The organism is Nonomuraea sp. CA-143628 (assembly GCF_050942315.1).
Classification (GTDB): Bacteria; Actinomycetota; Actinomycetes; order Streptosporangiales; family Streptosporangiaceae; genus Nonomuraea.
On the sequence record NZ_CP192072.1, the window covers coordinates 7,711,199 to 7,728,485 of the forward strand.

Consider the following 17,287-nt stretch of genomic DNA (forward strand, 5'->3'; position numbering starts at 1 on the left):
CACCATGGCCGCCTTGGATCAACGCGAGCAGCACGGCTCGTTCATCGATGGAAAGCTCGATCTGGTACCGGCTGGACGAAGGCATCGGCATGTTCTGCCAGAACGAGCCGCCGGTCTCGGCCGCGACACGCCGCCCCCGGTGGGGCGGGATCGAGGTCGTACCCAAGCCGCCACCCGAGTTGACCAAGATCAGCCAGCGGCAACACCTGACCCAGCACGCCCAGGCCCGCTGGCCCGTTCTGGCCGCTGTCAGCGTGCGCTACCGAGGCGTGCTCGCCTATATCGACAGGCACCTCAGCGACGGGACGATCCTGTCGCTGTACCGGCTGCGATACAACGGCTCGGCGAGCATCTGAAGCTTCGCGATCTACCTGGCCAGCCGCGACGGATACGAAGACAACATCCTGCCCAGCGGCGTACCCGCCGGCAACCCCGAAGAAGCCCTCGACTGTGTCTGCGGCCTCTACCTCAACGACCCCACCGGCTGGTCCCTACTCCCGACGAATTAACGGCGCGGACCACTTAGGCATCCGTAAGAGCACGGCCCGCGGGCACCACAGCGGCGACGGCTCTAATCCTGGCCTCAGGTTGATCGGGGAGAATGAGCGGCAAAAGCATCGGCTGGAAGGGGGCGGGCCGGCGTGCGGATCATGATCGCGGATGATGACGCGGCCATCCGTGAGTCGCTGGAGCGGGTGCTCCAGGTCGAGGGTTACGACACCAGCACCGTCGCCGACGGTCTCGCCGTGCTCGACCGGGTCGGTGGGGCCGGCGGTGACACGCTGGATCTGCTGATCCTCGACGTGATGATGCCCCGCCTCGGCGGGTTGGAGACTTGCCGGCGGTTGCGGGCCGCGGGCCAGGATCTGCCGGTGCTGATGCTGACCGCCCGTGACCAGGTCTCCGACCGGGTCACGGGACTGGACACGGGCGCCGACGACTACCTGTCCAAGCCGTTCGCCACCGAGGAGTTGCTGGCCCGGGTGCGGGCCCTGCTGCGCCGGCGCACGCCGACCGACGGGGAGTCGCAGATCCTGTCGTTCGCCGACGTCCGGCTCGATCCTGACAGATTCGAGGCGTGGCGGGGCGGGCGGCCGCTGCGCCTGACCCGGACCGAGTTCTCCATGCTGCAGGTCCTCGTGCGCAACGCGACCCGGGTCTTGACCCACGACGTGCTGTTTGAGGCGATCTGGGGCTTCGACATGAGCACCACCAGCAACAACCTCCAGGTATACGTGAGCTACCTGCGCCGCAAGATGGAGGCCGAGGGTGAGCCGCGATTGATCTTCACGCTGCGCGGCCTGGGATACACATTGCGGGAGACTCCTCCGTGAGCAGGCCCGCCGGCCGGGAACCGCGCCGGCTGACCCGATGGTGGCGCCAGCGGTCCCTGCGGACCAGGCTGACGGTGATCGCGGCGACGGCCATCGCGGTCAGCGTGTTCCTGGCCTTCCAGGTGGCCAGCGAGCTACTGGACTGGGAGCTGCGGCAAACCGCCGAGAATCAGCTACGCGCCGACTCCCGCGTCCTGGCGGCGAACGCGAAGCGCGCCGGTCTGGCGCAGGTCCGGCTACCGCCGTATCCCGGATCCGGTCGGCTGGTGCGGGTCATCCTGCCCGACGGCTCGACCCGGACGCCGGCCGGCCAACCCGCGCTGCCCCCCGTCAGCAAGCGCGCCGGGCGCGTGGCGCAAGGCGCGTCGGCCGGCCTGATGGAGTCGCACGACAGCGACGACGACGGCTACCTCATCTACACGCTGCGGGCGGGCGACGGCGCGGTCCAGGTGGCCCGCGTCGCCGACGACAGCCCGATCAACCAGTTCGGGTTGGGCATGCTGCTGATCGGGCTGCTCTGCGTGGTCGGCGGCGCCCTTGTCGGGCGGACCGTGGCGCGGACCGGGCTGACACCGATCGACCGGCTGACTGCCGCCGCGGTCCGTGTCGCGCACACCCGGGATCTCGACGCCGACATCCCGGATGAGGGCGGTGGGGAGATCCGGCGGCTGATCCAGTCGATCAACGACATGCTCGCCGCGCTCCGGGACTCCCGGCGAGCCCAGCGGCTGCTCGCCGAGGACGCCGCCCACGAGCTCAAGACCCCGCTCACCAGCCTGCGCCTCAACGTCGAGCTGCTGATCCGGCTCGATCGGCGCGGCACCCTGGACAGCGCACTGCCAGCGGAGAGCCGGACCCGGCTGCTCAACGATCTCGGCGCCCAGGTGGCCGAGTTGAGCACCCTTGCCGCCGAGCTGACCGACCTGGCGCGCGGTGACGTCAGCGACGAGAGCACCGAGCTGCTCGACCTCGCCGACGTGGTGGTGGCCGCCGCGACCCGGGCGCGTTCCCGGGTGCCCGACATCAAGATCGCGCTCGACGTGACCTCCGTGTGGGTGAGCGGGCGTCCCGCTGCGCTCCAACGGGCGGTGCTCAACCTCGTCGACAACGCCGGCAAATGGTCCCCCGCGGACCAGCCGGTCCAGGTCCGGCTCCATGCCGAGGGCGCGTCGGCGGTGCTCGAGGTCGACGACGCCGGGCCGGGCATCGACGCCGCCGACGTACCGCGGGTGTTCGACCGGTTCTACCGTGCCGACAGCGCCCGGGCGTTACCGGGATCCGGTCTGGGGCTGTCGATCGTGCAGCGGGTCGTCGACGCCCATGGCGGCCGGGCCACCGTCGCCCGCTCGGCACGCGGTGGCGCGCTACTGCAGGTCGACCTTCCGGCCGCGGCCCCGCCCGCCCCGATCGCGCGGCTCACTGCCCGGGAGGACACCGCGGTGCGCTGACCCGCCCTGGCGGCGGCGCAGGACAACTCGTCCGTGCCGCCGCGCTCACCGTTGCAGCGCAGGCTCCTCATCCGTCGGGCCGGATGAGCAACGTGTCGACGTCCACCCGGTCCGTGCGGGCAGTGACGGTGTTGACCCGTCCGGTCCACGCGGCCGCGGCGTCGCGGACCTCCGCGCGGTGGACGAGGTCGAGCAGGAGCTCACGACCCTCACGCAGCAGGTCCGCCGACCGGGTCACCGCAGTGACGACGTCCGGGTCGGGCCGCTCCAGGGTCAGCTTCATGTCCGGGCACAGGGTGCCGACGAGCCGGTGGTCGTCGCCCAGGTCGTACCGGACGTCCATGCCGGCGAGCATGTTGGCGACGTACCAGTGGGCGTCGTCGAGGTCCATCAGGTCGGAGAACATCTCCCACAGCGCCCTCGTCTGCGGGTCGGCTCGCATCAGGGCGATCTGGGCCCAGGTGTTCTGCAGCAGGCGCGCCGCGACCGGATGCCGTTCGGTGGTGTACGTGTCGAGGATGTCCTCGCCGACCCAGCCGTGTACCACGGCCGCGAGCTTCCTGCCGAGGTTCGCCGCGTCGACGTTGAGGCCCTGTCCGCCGACCGGCGCGTACACGTGGGCCGCGTCCCCGGCCGGCAGGACCCGGCCGGCCCGGCACGTGGTCGCCTGCCGCGCCGTGTCGATCCAGCGGGTGCCGGACGACATCGTGGTGATCGTGACATCGGTGCCGCTCACCCGCCGGATGCTGTCCTGCAGCTCCTCAACGGGTGAGCGGCTCGACCTGCCGCGGGCCGTCGAACTCCACTGTGCGCAGTTGACTCACCCCGAGCCCGTGCACGCCGTGCGGCGTGTCGTGGACTCCTGGCCGCAGCTTCTCCTGGTCCACCATGTCGACCACCGTCATTCGACCGGTGACGGTCGCGTCGGTGCCGCGACAACCCGGCCAGGGTTCGTACCGGCCCATCAGTACATAGCACCGCGTCGGTGAGCTCGAACAGCGCGTCGACCCGCGCGGTCAGGCAGGCGTAGAAGTCGGTTCTGAGCTGGGAGTTTGGCTCCCGTCCATCGCCGACGGACTTTCGTGGGCATGTCAGTTGCGACGGGCCTTGATTCTCGTGCGGGTGTCGAACGGCGCTCCGGAGAGTAGTACCGTCGTACCGCCTCCCTCCCGAGAATGACGACCGCAGTACGACGAAACAGGACGGAATCGGGCCTAGCGTTCAGGGCTATGACGAAACCTGATAGTCCACTGCGGAGGTTCGGGGCGGCCACCATGGCGCTGGCGACGGCGTTCGCTGTCACCGCCTGCGGGTCGAACGCCCACAACGGTGCGGCGCCCGCCGCGGCGGGCTCGCACAGCGCGCACGTGGGCGGGTCGTCGGCTCCACCGCAGCCGCTGCGCGCCGGCGAGCGGTTCGTCGACCTGAAGATGCCCGAGGCCTACACGCCCGCGCCGCCGAAGGGCGGCGGCACGGACGAGTACCGGTGCCAGGTGATCGATCCGGGCCTGACCAAGGCGGCGTTCCTGACCGGGACTCAGGTCACGCCGGAGAACGTCACCATCGCGCACCACGCCATCGTGTACGCAGTGCCGCCCGGCGGCGCTGCCGAGGTGCGCAAGCAGGACGCGAAGACTCCCGGCCTCGGCTGGCAGTGTTTCGGCGGGACCGGCGTGCCCGGCGCCGAAGTAGAAGAGGGGGAAGCGGCGTGGGTGGACACCTGGGCGCCGGGCGCCACGGAGACGCTGTTCACCCAGGACGTCGGCTTCAAGCTGGAGCCGGGCAGCCTGATCGTCCTCCAGATGCACTACAACCTGCTCGCGACCGACGGCAAGCCGGCCGGGTCGGACCGCTCGGCGGTGCGGCTGCGGCTGACGGACGGCACGCCGCAGACCCGGGAACTCGACACGTTGCCGCTCGACGCGCCGACCGACCTGCCCTGCGCCGCCGACGAGTCGGGTCCGCTCTGTGACCGGGCGGCCTCGATCGCGGACGTGACGAAGCGGTTCGGGCCGGAGGTCGGCGGCACCGCGGACGAGCAGTTGGAGGAGTGTGGCCAGAGCACGCCGAAGCCCGGTGACACACAGACCTGCGACCACAAGGTGGAGGCGCCGATGACGCTGTTCGCCGGTTTCGGCCACATGCACCTGCTCGGGCGGGCCATCAAGGTCGAACTCAACCCGGGCAAGCCGAACGCCAAGGTCGTGCTGGACGTGCCGCGGTTCGATTTCGACAGCCAGCGGCTGGTGAAGCTGCCGTCGCCGGTGGAGATCGGTCCGGGGGACACGCTGCGGGTGACATGTACGCACGACGCGGGGCTGCGCAAACAGCTGCCGCAGCTGAGCAAGCTGCCGCCCCGCTACGTGGTGTGGGGCGACGGCACCAGCGACGAGATGTGCACGGGCATCATGACGGTCTCCCCCCGCAAGTCCTGACGAAGCATCGGACGTGTGTGAGCTCACTGAGGTCAACAAGCCGAAAAACAGCTCTGAGCTCACACACGTCCGCACTGAACTCACACCGGTGCGGCGTCGTGGCGGTCGGACGGGCGGTGCCGTGGGCGGCTGCACGCGGACCCGGCAGCGGAGCGGTCGATCACGCGGAGCGGATCGGCCCGGAGCGGTTGCGGCTGGGAACTACGGTCGCGCCCCCGACGGACGCGCGAGATGAAGCGCTAATCGGCCGGGTGAGTCTCAGGTCGTAGGCGAGGATGACGGCCTGGATCCGGTCCCGTGCGCCGATCTTGGCGAGGACCCGCCCGACGTGGGTCTTCACCGTCGACTCCGACAGCGTGAACCGTTGCGCGATCTCGCCGTTGGTGAGGCCGTGGCCGATGGCGACGAGGATCTCGCGCTCGCGGCCGGTCAGGGAGTCCAGCCGGGGATCCTCCCGCGCGGACCCGCAGAGGTCATCGTCGAGCCGGTCGGCGAACGCGTCGAGCAGCCGCCGAGTCAGCGCCGGCGCGATCACCGCGTCCCCGGCGGCGACGGCCCGGATGCCGGCGAGCAGCTCCTCCGGGCGGGTGTCCTCGAGCAGGAAACCGCTCGCCCCGGCCCGCAGCACGGCGAGCGCGTACCGGTCCATGTCGAACGTCGTCAGCACCAGGATCCGCGAACGCCCACCGGCGGCGACGATGCGCCGGGTGGCCTCGATCCCGTCGGCGCCCGGCATGCGGATGTCCATCAGCACCACGTCGGGATGCAGCTCAGTGGTCCGCCGAACGGCCTCGGCGCCGTTCTCGGCCTCGCCGACGATCTCGGTGTCGGGGGTGCTCTCCAGCAGCATGCGAAACCCGAAGCGCTGCAGCGGCTGGGCGTCCACCACAAGCACAGAGATCATGAATGGCTGCCTTTCAGGGTCGCGTGGACGGTCCAGCCGCCGTACGGTGCGGGGCCGGCGCTGACCGTGCCGCCGTAGAGCGCGGCGCGGTCGGCTATGCTGGCGAGGCCGAGACCCGCGTCACCCGGCGATGCCTCTTCATACCGAGCGGACCTGAGACGACTGTTAAAACGGTGCTCAGGCCGGTTGGCCGCCGGCGTGGGTTCGTCGTCGGGCGGGCCGCTGTCGTGCACGACGATGTGGACCCGGCAGGAGTCGACCGCCAGGCTCAGGTCGACGGTGGTGCGCGGGCTGGCGTGCTTGAGGGCGTTGGTCAGGGCCTCCTGCACGATGCGGTAGGCGGCCAGCTGCACGCCGAGGTCCGGCTGGCGGACGTGGCGAAGATCGATTCATACACCACGTCCGTGGACGCTAACGCCGTCCGGGCCACCGATGCCAGCCTCGCGCCAGGTCTCCTCGCCGAATGCTTGCGACAAACGTTGCTCCAGAGTTTGGACCTCTCTGGTCAGCCTGACGCACTGCTTGGCGGAGGCCCCGAGATCCCGCAAGGGCGCATACTCCTGCGCCTGGGGTCTCACCAGTTCCTAGAAGCATGGCAAGCTGTATCGGCGATCTTCCACATGCTCGTAGATGGCGCGCAGCCACGGCTCACGAGCCGCCGGTAGCCGCGCCAGCGTCTGAAGGAACACGTCTACATCAGGTCTGAAGGGCCTCCATGGCAGCCGTGGCGGCGGATCATCGCGCCGGACAATGTCGGGCATTCCTGCCGCCGCGAGGGTAAGACGCCGATCGTCATTGAAGGCCATGTACGTCCACACGTCAGCCGCCAGCGGCACCACCTCTCCCGCGCCGCACGGCCACACCTCGCCGCTTTGCGGATGCCGCGGCACCAGGGCGATATCCGCGCTCACGCCGGGCAGGCCCGGCCCGGCCAAGACGAGGTTCCGGGGCGACGGACCTGCGGGGAGCAGCGTGTCGAGCGCCTTGCGAAAAGCCTCGGCGACCGGTCCGTCAGGGACGGCAACCCGCTTGCCGCCCGACAAGGCCAACAGGTGTGCCAACGCCACCGCGACCGCTGCCTCCCACCTCGGGCTCCACCATCCGGGCTGCTCAACGGGCGGCGTGTCCGGATAAGCCGCCCGCAGCGCCTCCCAGCCGACCACCGTGCAAGCCGGGCCTTCGACGCAGACAGGTCGCACTGCACACGGATCCAGCCACACCACCTGCCAGAACCCGCAGTCATCAATGCGGGTCGCCACCGCACGCCCGCACTCCACACACGCGAGGTTGGCGCCGCTCCGGCCGTCCAGGCCACAGCAGCAGCCATCACACCGCTCTCGGATGAGGACGGTTCCGCGGACATCGCCCGGCGCGACCCCGATGATCCCCGGGGGTCCGTACGGCAGGGAGTACACCTGTAGGTACACGCCACGGGCTGCGGCCTCCTCCGCGCCCACCTCGTCCCAGACCCGCCATGGCGGGCCGGAGGCTTGGGAATGCACCGCGTACGTTCCGGGCTCCAGAAGGGCGGGGAGCAAGTCGTGGCCGTACTTCTGGTCGGCGTGGTCGGGAAGGGCGACCCGCGACACCTTCGCCGTCAAAACGGCACCGCACCCCGCACATGCGAAAACGACCAAGTGCCCCTCCCACGCCTCAACGATTCGATAGCAGCCTCTCACCTCTGGTAGCGCGGGTCAGAGGCTTGATCCAGCAGCCCGGACTTTCCGCTCAATCGCGCGGCACCGGCACCGCAGGAGCCGGGCCCCAAGCGTCGTAGATGCCGTTGGCCAGCACGTAGAGGAGGTTCACTGTGAGGATCGAGGGAGCGATGACGGCCACGAACCCGGGAAAGTCCCGTTCGAAGGTCAGGGCGAGGATCACCGCGGTGATCCCGTTCTGCTGGGCCAATCCCAGATGAACACGATCCGTCGTCGGAAGCCCGCGAGTGAGCACCAGCGCGGCGAGCATCTGAGCGACGAAGGCGGTCAGACCGAGGAGCGTGCCCATCGCCACATTCGCCCCGCCGATGAGGAGAAGTCCCATCAGGAAGGCCGACAGGACGAACGCCCCCGCCACCGCCCGCGCCAGCCATCTAGAGTCAGGCATCCGCAGGTACAGTCCGGAGATGGCCAGACCGAGCATGAGGGAACTCCACGCCGCGGAAACCACCGCGATGCCCGCGGCGAGGTAACCGAACAGCGGCGGCGCCTTGCTGACCAGACGCCACACACCGTAGGCGACGACGGCGAACAGCGCGTTCAGTCCGAGATTCACCACGTAGTCAGCGGTGAAGCCGCTTTCGGCGGGCCTCAGGAAGGACACGGCGTAGATGCCGAGAATGACCGTGACCGGGTCGTCGAAGGCCGACCACGCGCTCAGGATGGTCCTGGCCCGCTCTGACAGCCGATTGTCGCCCATGGCCGAGGCCACTGAGAGTGGGTCGATCTGCGCCATGGCGACCGCCAGGATCACCGCCCGGCCGTCACCTGACACGAGGTACACCACACCCGCCATGAAGGTCGCTTTCAGCAACACTCCGACGGTCACGGCGAGCAGGATCAGCTTCTTGTGCCGGCGGGCCTCAGTCAGGTCGATGCCATGCGTGCTGCCGTACAGGCCGACAGCCAGCAGGAGACCACTGAGCAGGAGATAGGCTCCCGAATGCTCCAGCCCGGAGATGTCACCCAGATGAGCGGCCACCCAGCCGAGACCGACGACGAGGATCAGGAACCCGAGTCGGGCCAACGCTCACCCCTCGGGAGAGGCCGCAGGTGGCCCTTCGAAGTCGGCGGCTTCTCCCGCTGATTGATCGGCGGCAGGCTGAAATGACCGCGGATCGCGTCCACGAGTTTGGCCATCTTGTCGTCGGCCACCTCCACCTTGCGCTGGTCCAATGTCACTCCGAGCAGGTAACGGCCCGCGTCGATCCAGTAGAAGTAAAGGGCGCCGCGCTCCACGTCGAGCACGGTTCTGATGAGGATTCCGCTCTCGACGCCGACGAGTTGCTGGTCCAGGCGCGTGTTCAGCCACTGCACCTGCTTGCCCACCCGCATGTACGTCTCTCTGCGCTGCTCCTGCGTGGTGTCCTGGAAGAAGCGGACCAGATCGGCGTCGTCGAGAACATCGGTGTAGAACACACACCGTCCAGCGGCGAAATAGCCGACGAAATGCAGGTCGCTTTCGTCGAGCGTGGCCACACACATGTCGACGACCTTCGCCATCGACGCTTCGGCGCTGGGCACCACCCTGATCAGGATCTCCGAGTCACCGATGACCTTCCGCTTGGTGGCTGTCGGCTTCGCTCCCTGCGCGGAGACGAGGTACGGGAGATAGAGCCCTTTTCTGTACAGGAGCAACAGGTAAACGCCCGTCGCGACGGTGAATGCGCTTATTCCGGCGGTGACGAGGCCGAGCAGCTCTGACTGGACGCCGACCTGCCACCAGACCGGCCCGAAGGCCGCGATGAACCCCAGGACGCCCTCCCCGACCGCGGTCAGGGTCATTGCCGCGACCAGGAAGACCGGTAGCCGAGCGCGGAGGCGGCCCAGGGCCAGGGCGAGAACCGCCAGCGCGGAGATCACACCGATAACGGTGAGCGCGCGCGAGACGCTGTAGTCCTCCCGCTCGATGTACCAGGAAATCATCTCCAGGACGATGGGTAAAAGCACGAGCGACGCAACGACTGCGGCGAACCTTCCGTAACGGTCGTCGTCCACATAAACCCTTTCTAGCGGGTTAATGTAAGAATCCAGGCTGATGAGCGATCGCGTCAATGCCCTTTTCAGGCACCGTTCTCGCGGTCAGAAGAGGTCGGTGAGTGCGTTCTCCAGGACGTGCAGCGCGGAACTGTTGGCGGCCCGACGGCGTTGGCGCTCCACCCAGTAGACCGCCCGCCCGGGAGGGTCCTCGGCCAGGGGCGCGGCCCGGCAGCCGGTCTTGGCGGTGAGGTCGGTGACCATGAACGAGGGTACGAGGGCCCACGTGCCAGGCGCGCGCAGCACGGGCGCTAGCGAGTGTGCCTTGGTGATGGTGTGGGCGGGTTTCCGGAGTAGGTGCCGTTCACGCCATAGGTCGTAGTCGGGGCCCCAGGGCAGGTAGATCTCGTTATAGCCGGCCAGTTCGTCGAGGGTGATCCCGCCCGAGCCGTCGCCGGGCTTCTGCTCGCGGAACACGGCGACCATGGGATAGCGCGCCAGGACGCGGACCCGCAGGTCGGTGTGGAAGGGCTCATAGAAGACGAAGGCCACGTCCAGGTGGCCCGAGACCACTCGGTCGCACAGCTCGCCACCCCTGCCCGTCTCCAGCGTGAGGTGCAGTCGGGGCGAGCGACTCAGCAGCTCGGACACCAGCGGGTCGAGCAGGTAGATGTTGATCGCGTCGGAGCTGCCCATAGCCAGGGCGGCCTCCTGGTCGGCCCGGATCCGCGCCGCCTCCCCGACCAGGTGCTCCCACTGCTCGGCCAGGTCGAGATAGCGTCGCCCAGCCGGAGTCAGGCCGATGCCCTTGGTGCCGCGTGCCCGCAGCACCAGCGTCTGGCCGAGGCGCTTCTCCAGACAGTCGAGGCGGTAGCTGACCGTGGACTGCGAGGCGTGCACGACGCGCGCCGCCTGGGTGAGGCTGCCCGACCGGGCGATCGCCAGGAACGTCTCGACTTCCTCGATCACGAACATCTTCGGGAAATCATCGAGCTCATCGATATTCGATGTCAAGAAATTCGACGTGACGGACATATACCCCCGGCCCTAGCTTGAGGTTCATCGCTGGGGCACCTGAGCGTCCGCCGATGTTCGCATCCCCCATGGAGCAGGCACGACCTGCGTGAGGAGGTGAGAGGCCGTGGGTCCCAAGATCCCCCTGGACGACCTGCCGACTTCTCCGTTCCACCGGAAGGTGGCCTTCGTCGCCACCGGAGGCCCTTTCTGTGACGGCTATCTGCTCGGCATCATCGCGGTGGCGCTGCCGGCCGCCTCCACCGAGCTGGGTCTCGGGTCTGTCTGGAAGGGGCTCATCGGCGCCTCCGCCCTGATCGGCATGTTCTTCGGCGGGCTGATCTTCGGCCCGCTCACCGACCGGCTGGGCCGAAGTGGCATGTACACGCTGAATCTGCTGGTGTTCCTCGTCTGCTCGGTGCTGCAGTTCTTCGCCGCCGACGCTTGGCAGCTCTTCGCGATCCGGCTGGTCATGGGGCTGGCGCTGGGCGCCGATTACCCCATCGCGACCGCACTGGCCACGGAGTTCCTGCCCCGGCGGATGCGCGGCCCCGCCCTGGCCTCCCTGGTTCTGGTCCTGTGGGTCGGCTACACGATGAGCTTCGTCGTGGGCTACCTGCTCAGCGACCTTGGACCGGGGGGCTGGCGCTGGATACTGGCCAGCGCCGCCGTACCGTCGCTGATCTTCCTGCTGCTGCGGCTGGGCACCCCCGAGTCCCCGCGCTGGCTGCTCAGCGTCGGGCGGACGGAGGAGGCCCGCGCGATCGTGGCCAAGCATCTGGGCCCGGACGCGGACTTCGAGCAACTCGCCGCCGAGACGCGTTCGGCCGTCCCGCGCAAGGGTGTGGGACTGTCGTCCGTCGCGGAGCTCTTCCGCCGCGGGTACGGGCCGATGCTGGTCTTCTGCGCCGTCTTCTGGGCCTGCCAGGTGGCTCCGTCGTTCGCCGTGAAGACGTTCCAGCCGCAGCTGCTGACCTCGCTCAATGTGGGGAACGCGCTGGCCGCCAGCGTGCTCATCCAGTCGTTCGCGATCGTCGGCACCGCCATCGGGCTGCTCGTCGTCAACTCGCTCGGGCGCAGGACGCTGCTGCTCGGCTCGACCGCGATCTTCACGACCGCCCTGCTGCTGCTCGGGCTCAACCCCTGGCCGGTCAGTGCGATCATCGTCACGCTGTTCATCGTCTTCAACCTGGCCGAGGCCGCCGGCTCGGGACTGCAGTTCGTCTACCCGAACGAGCTGTTCCCCACGGAGCTGCGCGGCACCGGCATGGGGGTCGCCACGGCGCTGAGCCGCCTCGGCTCAGCCGCCGGGACCTTCCTGCTCCCCGTCACCACCGACCGCTGGGGGCCGTCCGTGGCGCTGTTCATCGCCGCCGGCATCGGGGTCGCCGGCCTGCTCGTCTCCTGGCGGATGGCACCGGAGACCCGCCACCTCGGCCTGGCCCAGGCCAGCGGCCCGGCCACGAGGCGCACCGCCGAGCCCCGTCCCCTATGACGCGGCCTCCTGCGGCGACCCTCCTCGCCCTCATCGCACACTGAGCCCTCATCGCACGCTGAAGCCCTCATCGCACGCTGAAACGGAGCATTCCCATGCAGACCGCGTCCTCCCCTCGTCGCGTCACCATCGTCGGCGCCGGGATCATCGGCACCGCACTGGCCAGGCAGCTCGCCCTGCGCGGCGCCGAGGTGACCGTCCTCGACCGGGAGGCCCCCGCGGCCGGAGCGACCAGCGTCTCCTTCGGCTGGCTCACCAACCAGACCTACTTCCGCAACGGCACCTCGCTGTCGGACACGTCCTCGCGCCACTACTTCGGCCTGCACCGGCTCGCGCTGGGCGCCTGGCGGGCGCTGCACCACGCGCTCGGCGACGGGCTCGGGGTGCGCTGGCACGGCGCTGTGCAACTCGCCGCAGCTCATGGCGAGGATCGGGACCTGCTCGAAAGCGACCTCGCCCGGCGCCTGGCCTGGGGCAGCCCGTCGTACCGGATCGACGCCCGCCAGGCGCGGACGCTGCTGCCGGGAGCTGTCATCGCCGACGATCACACCGGCTTCCACACCCCCGACGAGGGCTCGGCCGACCCCAACGCCGCCGTCGCCAGTCTGGTCGAGGCTGGTACGAAACTGGGCGTCCGGTACGTGACCGGCGTCGAGGCCCTGTCGGTGGAGGGCGGCGGAGGCAGAGCCACGGCTGTCGTCACCGGCGCCGGGCGCGTGGAGTGTGACGAGGTGGTCATCGCGTGCGGGGCCGACTCGGCCGCGCTGCTCGCGCCGATGGGGATCAACGTACCGCTGGTGGAGTCGTACGGGTCGATCGTGCACCTGACGCCGGTGCCGCTGTTCCTCGGACCGGTCCTGCTGTCGTCCGACGTCCACGTGATCCAGCGTGCCGACGGGCGGGTCGTCGTCGCCCGCCACTACTCCGGCAGTCCCGTCGGCGACCCGGACGGGCTCGACAGCGAGCGTCTGCACGCCGACGCGGCCGCTGTCCTGCCCGCGCTCCGCGACGCCTCGATCGAGAAGGTGACGGTGGGCCGCAGAATCGTCCCCGCGGACGGCCTTCCCGTGATCGGGCACAGCGCGCTGTACTTGAACGTGCGCAGCGTCACCACCAATGCCGGCATCACGCTGGGACCCGTGCTCGCCCAGCTCATGGCGGCCGAAGTGCTCGACGGAGCACGCGTGGACGTGCTGGACCCGTACCGGGCCGACCGCTTCTGACCGCTCCCGGCCCCGATCCCCCACGCATGGACATTTCAGCGACGCCCCGGATGCTCAGTGCTCCCCGGGGCGGACGAGACCGCTCTCGTAGGCGAAGACGACCGCCTGAACGCGCGTGGTCAGGTCGAGTTTCATCAGGACCCGGGACAGGTGGGTCTTGACCGTCGCCTCCCCCAGGTAGAGCCGGGCCGCGATCTGGGTGTTCGTCAGACCTTGGGCCAGCAGCTTCAGCACGTCCGTCTCCCGGTTGGTGAGCGACTCCAGTTCGGCTGCCCGGCTCGTGGTGCGGGCGGGATCCGGCTGGCCGGCGAACGCCGCGATCACGCGCAGGGTCACCGCCGGGTCGAGCAGCCCGCCACCGGCCGCCACCGTCCTGACCGCCTCGACCAGATGCTCGGGCGGGGCGACCTTCAGCAGGAAGCCGCTGACTCCCGCGCGTAGTGCGGCGGCGACGTGCGCGTCCTCGTCGAACGTGGTCAGCACGATGACCTTGCTCTCGGGATGGTCGCGGACGAGCCACCGCGCCGCCTCCAGCCCGTCCATCCTCGGCATCCGCACGTCGATCAGCACGACGTCGGGCCGGGTACGCGCGACCAGGTCGAGGGCCTCGACACCATCGGACGCCTCGCCGAGGACCTCGATATCCGGCTCGCCGCTGAGCACCAGCCGCAGGCCCACACGGATCATCGCCTCGTCATCGACGAGCGCCACCGAGATTGTCATGCCGTTTTTCCTACCATGTGCCTTTCGCTACCATGCTCGAGGAATGGGGAACCGGGCGCGGACCGCGAACCCGCCGTCCGGCTCGACACCGGTGTGCAGGCTCCCCTGCACCATCGCGAGCCGTTCGCGCATGCCGACCAGCCCGTGGCCGCCGCCACGCCTGGCGGCCTGCTCCGGCAGGTCATGCGCCGCCCGTCCGGGCTCGTTGCGCACCTCAAGCGTGAGGGCCTGATCGGTGTAGCCGATGGTGACCGTGGTCGGCACCTCGCCGGCGTGCCGCAGCACGTTCGTCAGGGCTTCCTGAAGCACCCGGTAGGCGGTGAGGTCCAGGACGGGCGGCAGCCGTGGCGGCTCGGCCGGGGAGTCCAGGGTCACCTTGAGGCCGGCGGCGCCGACATCCGAGATCAGCTCACCGACGCGGGCCAGCGACGGCACCGGCGCCGGCCGTTCGCCGTCGACGTGCTCGCGCAGGATGCCGACCAGACCGCGCATCTCCTCCACCGTCTGCCGCCCGAGCCGCTCCAGCCCGGCCACGATCTCCTGCTCGGCCGGGCGCCCCGCCAGCACCCGGCGCAGGCCGCCCAGCTGCAGGGTCATCACGCTGACCGAGTGCGCGACCGCGTCGTGAACCTCGCGGGCGATGCGCGTACGCTCCTGCGCGACCGCAGCCTGGGCGTTCGCCTCGCGCTCGGCGTCGAGAGCGGCGGCCAGTTCGGCGAGCTTGACCGCCCGCTCGCCGCTGCGGCGGGCGAGCAGGCCCATGCACCAGCCGGGCAGCAGGATCGCCGGGACGAAGAACAGCTCCCACAACGATTGGCCGGCGGCGATCGAGGTGCTCGCGAAGGACACGCCGGCCACGCAGGACACCAGCGCCGAGCGCCGGGGCGGCTCGCGCCAGGCGACCCACGCCACCACCCCGATCAGCCCGATCATCGCCGCGCCACCGACTCCCGGCGCGTCGAACACGACCACGGGGACCGGCAGGCAGACGGCCGCGATGACCGTACCGGCCAGCGGGTAACGGGCCGCGACCACCACCCCGGCCCCCAGCAGGACGCCCCAGATCCAGGTGACGGTGGCGTCGGCGCCGAAGTAGTCGTCGAGTCGGGTCTCCGTCACGGCCAGGACCCCGATCAGCGGGCCGGACACCAGCGGGATGAGGCGGGGGTCCCTCAGCCGGGTCATCGTCATGGCCACCGATCGTAACCAGGTGCTCCTTCGGCCGACTCCCCCCGATGGCGGACTGCCGCAGGCCGCGGGGTCCGCCGTTCGGCGGACCCGGCCGGGGACCGATCCCCCGGATCGGGGAGTGCTCACGGTACGCGATGGCTGACGCCTCAGAGGGTGCCGCGGCGAGAGAGTTCTGACCACAACGATCCACCCCTTGACACGGAGGTACGACATGAACTCCCCCGCCCACACCACCACGGCCGCCACGGACGTGCTCCCCGAGGGCTCCGACCGAGCGGGCCGGTTCCTGCGCCGCGCCGCCGGCACCGCCCTGATCGGCAGTCCTCTCCTGGTCTTCGCCGGGATGATGACCTGCCCGCCCCAGGACTCGTACTCGACCGTGGACTACGTCACCTCACTGGCCCGCGACTCCTTCCTGACGGAGCTGTCGGCGATGCTGCTGCACTACGGCCTGATCGTCGGCGCGCTCGGCGCGTTCGCGGTGCCCGGGCTGATCCGCGGTCGCAAGGGCCGGTGGCCGACGCTGTTCGGCGTACTGGCGACCGCGCTGGGACTCCTGAACGTGTCCGGCGCCGTGCGCGACGACTGGTGGCGGATGGTCATCGGGCAGCAACTCCCGATCGGCGACGCGGCGCGGATCTCCGACACGGTGGACGCCTCGGCGTTCCTGCCCCTGTGGAGCGGAACCGAGATCTTCGCCTTCCTCGGCCTGCTCGCGCTCTGCGCCGGGCTCGCTCGGGCCGGCATCGTGGGCTGGTGGCTGACTGCGGTCTATCTCGGGGCTTTTGCCGGGATGATGGTTATTCCGGCTGACCTGACGTACGTGATCGGCAGCGCGTTCACCCTGCTGTACCTTCCGCTCGCGGTGGCCGGCGTACGCGTCTTCCAGCGCGAGCGGGGCGCCGCCGCCGCGGCGTGAGGTCCCATCAGCCGCGGGACTGCCAGGGGTACGTGAACGGGCCATCAGACCGCGGCGCCCGTCCTGCGCCGCCTGGTCGGTGACGGTGTCTCGGCCGCCGAAGCCGCTCGCACCCTCAAGATCGGCCGCTCCACCGCTCACGCGGCCCTCGCTGAGCGCTGAACAGCGGCTCGAGCTCGACCGGTCCACGCCGTGCCCCCGGCAGTACGAAAGGTACAAGGCGATCCGGCCCGCGTAGGTCTTCCGACCTCATGTCGCACCTTGTCATAGCGGGCGGCGCAGCCCGTCCAGCACGAGGGTGATGACATCGTCGGCCTCGGCCCGCCACTCGGGGCGGTCATGGGCCGCGCCGATGCCGTGCAGCGCCATCATCACGGCACCGGCGTCCACGTCGTCGCGAACGGCGCCGTCCCGCACGGCGGCGGCCACCAGGTCGGTGACAGCCTGCTCAAGCGCCTGGCTGCCCTCGGCGAGGGCACCCGAGCGATCGGCCATGAGCGTGGCCAGCGTCCGGGCGAGGCCCTGATGGGCGTCCATGTGGTCGACCATGCCGCGTAGGAAGGTCGCCAACGCCTCCGCCGCGGGCAGTGTGGCCTGTAGCCGGCGGGCGCGGTCGCACAGCGTGGCGACTTCCCCGTGGTAGACCGCCTCGGCCAGTGCCTCCCGGGTGGGGAAGTGGCGGTACAGCGTGCCCGTGCCCACCCCGGCCAGGCGAGCGAAGTCATCGAAGCGCAGGTCAAAGAAGCCTCCGGCGTCGAAGACCTCCCGGGCCGTGGCGAGCAGGGCCTCGCGCTTGCGCCGGGCGTCGGCACGCAGCGGCTTGTCGGCGGTCATGCGCTGCCCCTTGTTGACAAATGGAGATTATCTCCATATTTTCGAAAGTGGAGATGACCTCCAAATCGATCG

Annotated in this window: 18 protein-coding genes; 7 read left to right on the plus strand and 11 right to left on the minus strand. The window is 69.8% G+C overall.

The features are described from left to right. Positions 1–47: 47 nt before the first annotated feature. The 3 genes from ACQP2T_RS35270 (at position 48) to ACQP2T_RS35280 (ending at position 2,782) form a co-directional block, all read left to right on the plus strand. Positions 48–356, plus strand: a complete 309-nt coding sequence (locus ACQP2T_RS35270; RefSeq protein ID WP_433509216.1) for a hypothetical protein — start codon at positions 48–50, stop codon at positions 354–356. Between the two features lie 294 nt (positions 357–650). After that, the gene (locus tag ACQP2T_RS35275; RefSeq protein WP_433509217.1) at positions 651–1,334 is read left to right on the plus strand and encodes a response regulator transcription factor; all 684 of its coding nucleotides are present in this window, start codon (positions 651–653) and stop codon (positions 1,332–1,334) included. Continuing rightward, a complete protein-coding gene (locus ACQP2T_RS35280; protein ID WP_433509218.1) occupies positions 1,331–2,782 on the plus strand; it encodes a HAMP domain-containing sensor histidine kinase in 1,452 nt (483 codons plus the stop codon). The genes ACQP2T_RS35275 and ACQP2T_RS35280 overlap by 4 nt, the downstream gene beginning before the upstream one ends. Before the next feature lie 67 nt (positions 2,783–2,849). Here the strand turns inward: ACQP2T_RS35280 and ACQP2T_RS35285 are convergent, their stop codons facing one another. After that, positions 2,850–3,539, minus strand: coding sequence for an FAD-dependent monooxygenase (locus tag ACQP2T_RS35285; RefSeq protein WP_433519867.1), 690 nt, complete (start codon positions 3,537–3,539; stop codon positions 2,850–2,852). Positions 3,540–3,543: 4 nt separating this feature from the next. Beyond that, positions 3,544–3,687, minus strand: a complete 144-nt coding sequence (locus ACQP2T_RS35290; protein WP_433509219.1) for a hypothetical protein — start codon at positions 3,685–3,687, stop codon at positions 3,544–3,546. Between the two features lie 324 nt (positions 3,688–4,011). Here ACQP2T_RS35290 and ACQP2T_RS35295 point away from each other — a divergent pair, with 324 nt between their 5' ends. Beyond that, positions 4,012–5,217, plus strand: a complete 1,206-nt coding sequence (locus ACQP2T_RS35295) for a monooxygenase (RefSeq protein ID WP_433509220.1) — start codon at positions 4,012–4,014, stop codon at positions 5,215–5,217. A 160-nt stretch (positions 5,218–5,377) separates the two neighbouring features. Here the strand turns inward: ACQP2T_RS35295 and ACQP2T_RS35300 are convergent, their stop codons facing one another. From ACQP2T_RS35300 to ACQP2T_RS35325, 6 genes are all read right to left on the minus strand, one after another. Then, complete coding sequence (locus ACQP2T_RS35300; protein ID WP_433509221.1) at positions 5,378–6,121, minus strand: response regulator; 744 nt, start codon at positions 6,119–6,121, stop codon at positions 5,378–5,380. Further along, positions 6,118–6,474, minus strand: coding sequence for an ATP-binding protein (locus tag ACQP2T_RS35305; protein ID WP_433509222.1), 357 nt, complete (start codon positions 6,472–6,474; stop codon positions 6,118–6,120). The genes ACQP2T_RS35300 and ACQP2T_RS35305 overlap by 4 nt, the downstream gene beginning before the upstream one ends. A gap of 231 nt (positions 6,475–6,705) precedes the next feature. Then, positions 6,706–7,380 (minus strand): hypothetical protein, encoded by a 675-nt coding sequence (locus ACQP2T_RS35310; RefSeq protein WP_433509223.1) that lies wholly within the window; start codon positions 7,378–7,380, stop codon positions 6,706–6,708. A gap of 469 nt (positions 7,381–7,849) precedes the next feature. Continuing rightward, positions 7,850–8,866, minus strand: coding sequence for a hypothetical protein (locus ACQP2T_RS35315; protein WP_433509224.1), 1,017 nt, complete (start codon positions 8,864–8,866; stop codon positions 7,850–7,852). Continuing rightward, positions 8,845–9,894 (minus strand): hypothetical protein, encoded by a 1,050-nt coding sequence (locus ACQP2T_RS35320; protein WP_433509225.1) that lies wholly within the window; start codon positions 9,892–9,894, stop codon positions 8,845–8,847. Before ACQP2T_RS35320 ends, ACQP2T_RS35315 begins: the two co-directional genes overlap by 22 nt. 27 nt (positions 9,895–9,921) lie before the next feature. Continuing rightward, entirely contained in the window at positions 9,922–10,791 is an 870-nt protein-coding gene (locus ACQP2T_RS35325; protein WP_433509226.1) for a LysR family transcriptional regulator, read from the minus strand. A 166-nt stretch (positions 10,792–10,957) separates the two neighbouring features. On the opposite strand from ACQP2T_RS35325, the gene ACQP2T_RS35330 reads away from it, so the two are divergent. Both ACQP2T_RS35330 and ACQP2T_RS35335 read left to right on the plus strand, forming a co-directional pair. Further along, positions 10,958–12,325 (plus strand): MFS transporter, encoded by a 1,368-nt coding sequence (locus tag ACQP2T_RS35330; RefSeq protein ID WP_433509227.1) that lies wholly within the window; start codon positions 10,958–10,960, stop codon positions 12,323–12,325. A gap of 95 nt (positions 12,326–12,420) precedes the next feature. Further along, positions 12,421–13,548, plus strand: coding sequence for an NAD(P)/FAD-dependent oxidoreductase (locus ACQP2T_RS35335; RefSeq protein ID WP_433509228.1), 1,128 nt, complete (start codon positions 12,421–12,423; stop codon positions 13,546–13,548). Positions 13,549–13,602: 54 nt separating this feature from the next. Here the strand turns inward: ACQP2T_RS35335 and ACQP2T_RS35340 are convergent, their stop codons facing one another. After that, positions 13,603–14,271 carry a response regulator gene (locus tag ACQP2T_RS35340; protein WP_433509229.1) on the minus strand — a complete coding sequence of 223 codons (669 nt, stop codon included), beginning with the start codon at positions 14,269–14,271 and terminating at the stop codon, positions 13,603–13,605. Positions 14,272–14,298: 27 nt separating this feature from the next. Beyond that, positions 14,299–15,462, minus strand: coding sequence for a sensor histidine kinase (locus ACQP2T_RS35345; protein ID WP_433509230.1), 1,164 nt, complete (start codon positions 15,460–15,462; stop codon positions 14,299–14,301). A 211-nt stretch (positions 15,463–15,673) separates the two neighbouring features. Between ACQP2T_RS35345 and ACQP2T_RS35350 the strand changes: the two genes are divergently transcribed. After that, complete coding sequence (locus ACQP2T_RS35350) at positions 15,674–16,381, plus strand: hypothetical protein (protein WP_433509231.1); 708 nt, start codon at positions 15,674–15,676, stop codon at positions 16,379–16,381. 264 nt (positions 16,382–16,645) lie between these two features. Here the strand turns inward: ACQP2T_RS35350 and ACQP2T_RS35355 are convergent, their stop codons facing one another. Beyond that, on the minus strand, positions 16,646–17,215 hold the full coding sequence (locus ACQP2T_RS35355) for a TetR/AcrR family transcriptional regulator (RefSeq protein WP_433509232.1): 570 nt from the start codon (positions 17,213–17,215) through the stop codon (positions 16,646–16,648). Between the last annotated feature and the right edge of the window lie 72 nt (positions 17,216–17,287).

Bases quoted from the DNA above. Each gene is read 5' to 3' on its own strand.
- ACQP2T_RS35270 (WP_433509216.1), top strand. From the start codon at position 48: ATGGAAAGCTCGATCTGGTACCGGCTGGACGAAGGCATCGGCATGTTC.
- ACQP2T_RS35275 (WP_433509217.1), top strand. From the start codon at position 651: ATGATCGCGGATGATGACGCGGCCATCCGTGAGTCGCTGGAGCGGGTG.
- ACQP2T_RS35290 (WP_433509219.1), bottom strand. From the start codon at position 3,687: ATGACGGTGGTCGACATGGTGGACCAGGAGAAGCTGCGGCCAGGAGTC.
- ACQP2T_RS35295 (WP_433509220.1), top strand. From the start codon at position 4,012: ATGACGAAACCTGATAGTCCACTGCGGAGGTTCGGGGCGGCCACCATG.
- ACQP2T_RS35300 (WP_433509221.1), bottom strand. From the start codon at position 6,121: ATGATCTCTGTGCTTGTGGTGGACGCCCAGCCGCTGCAGCGCTTCGGG.
- ACQP2T_RS35325 (WP_433509226.1), bottom strand. From the start codon at position 10,791: ATGTTCGTGATCGAGGAAGTCGAGACGTTCCTGGCGATCGCCCGGTCG.
- ACQP2T_RS35335 (WP_433509228.1), top strand. From the start codon at position 12,421: ATGCAGACCGCGTCCTCCCCTCGTCGCGTCACCATCGTCGGCGCCGGG.
- ACQP2T_RS35340 (WP_433509229.1), bottom strand. From the start codon at position 14,271: ATGACAATCTCGGTGGCGCTCGTCGATGACGAGGCGATGATCCGTGTG.
- ACQP2T_RS35345 (WP_433509230.1), bottom strand. From the start codon at position 15,462: ATGACGATGACCCGGCTGAGGGACCCCCGCCTCATCCCGCTGGTGTCC.
- ACQP2T_RS35350 (WP_433509231.1), top strand. From the start codon at position 15,674: ATGAACTCCCCCGCCCACACCACCACGGCCGCCACGGACGTGCTCCCC.
- ACQP2T_RS35355 (WP_433509232.1), bottom strand. From the start codon at position 17,215: ATGACCGCCGACAAGCCGCTGCGTGCCGACGCCCGGCGCAAGCGCGAG.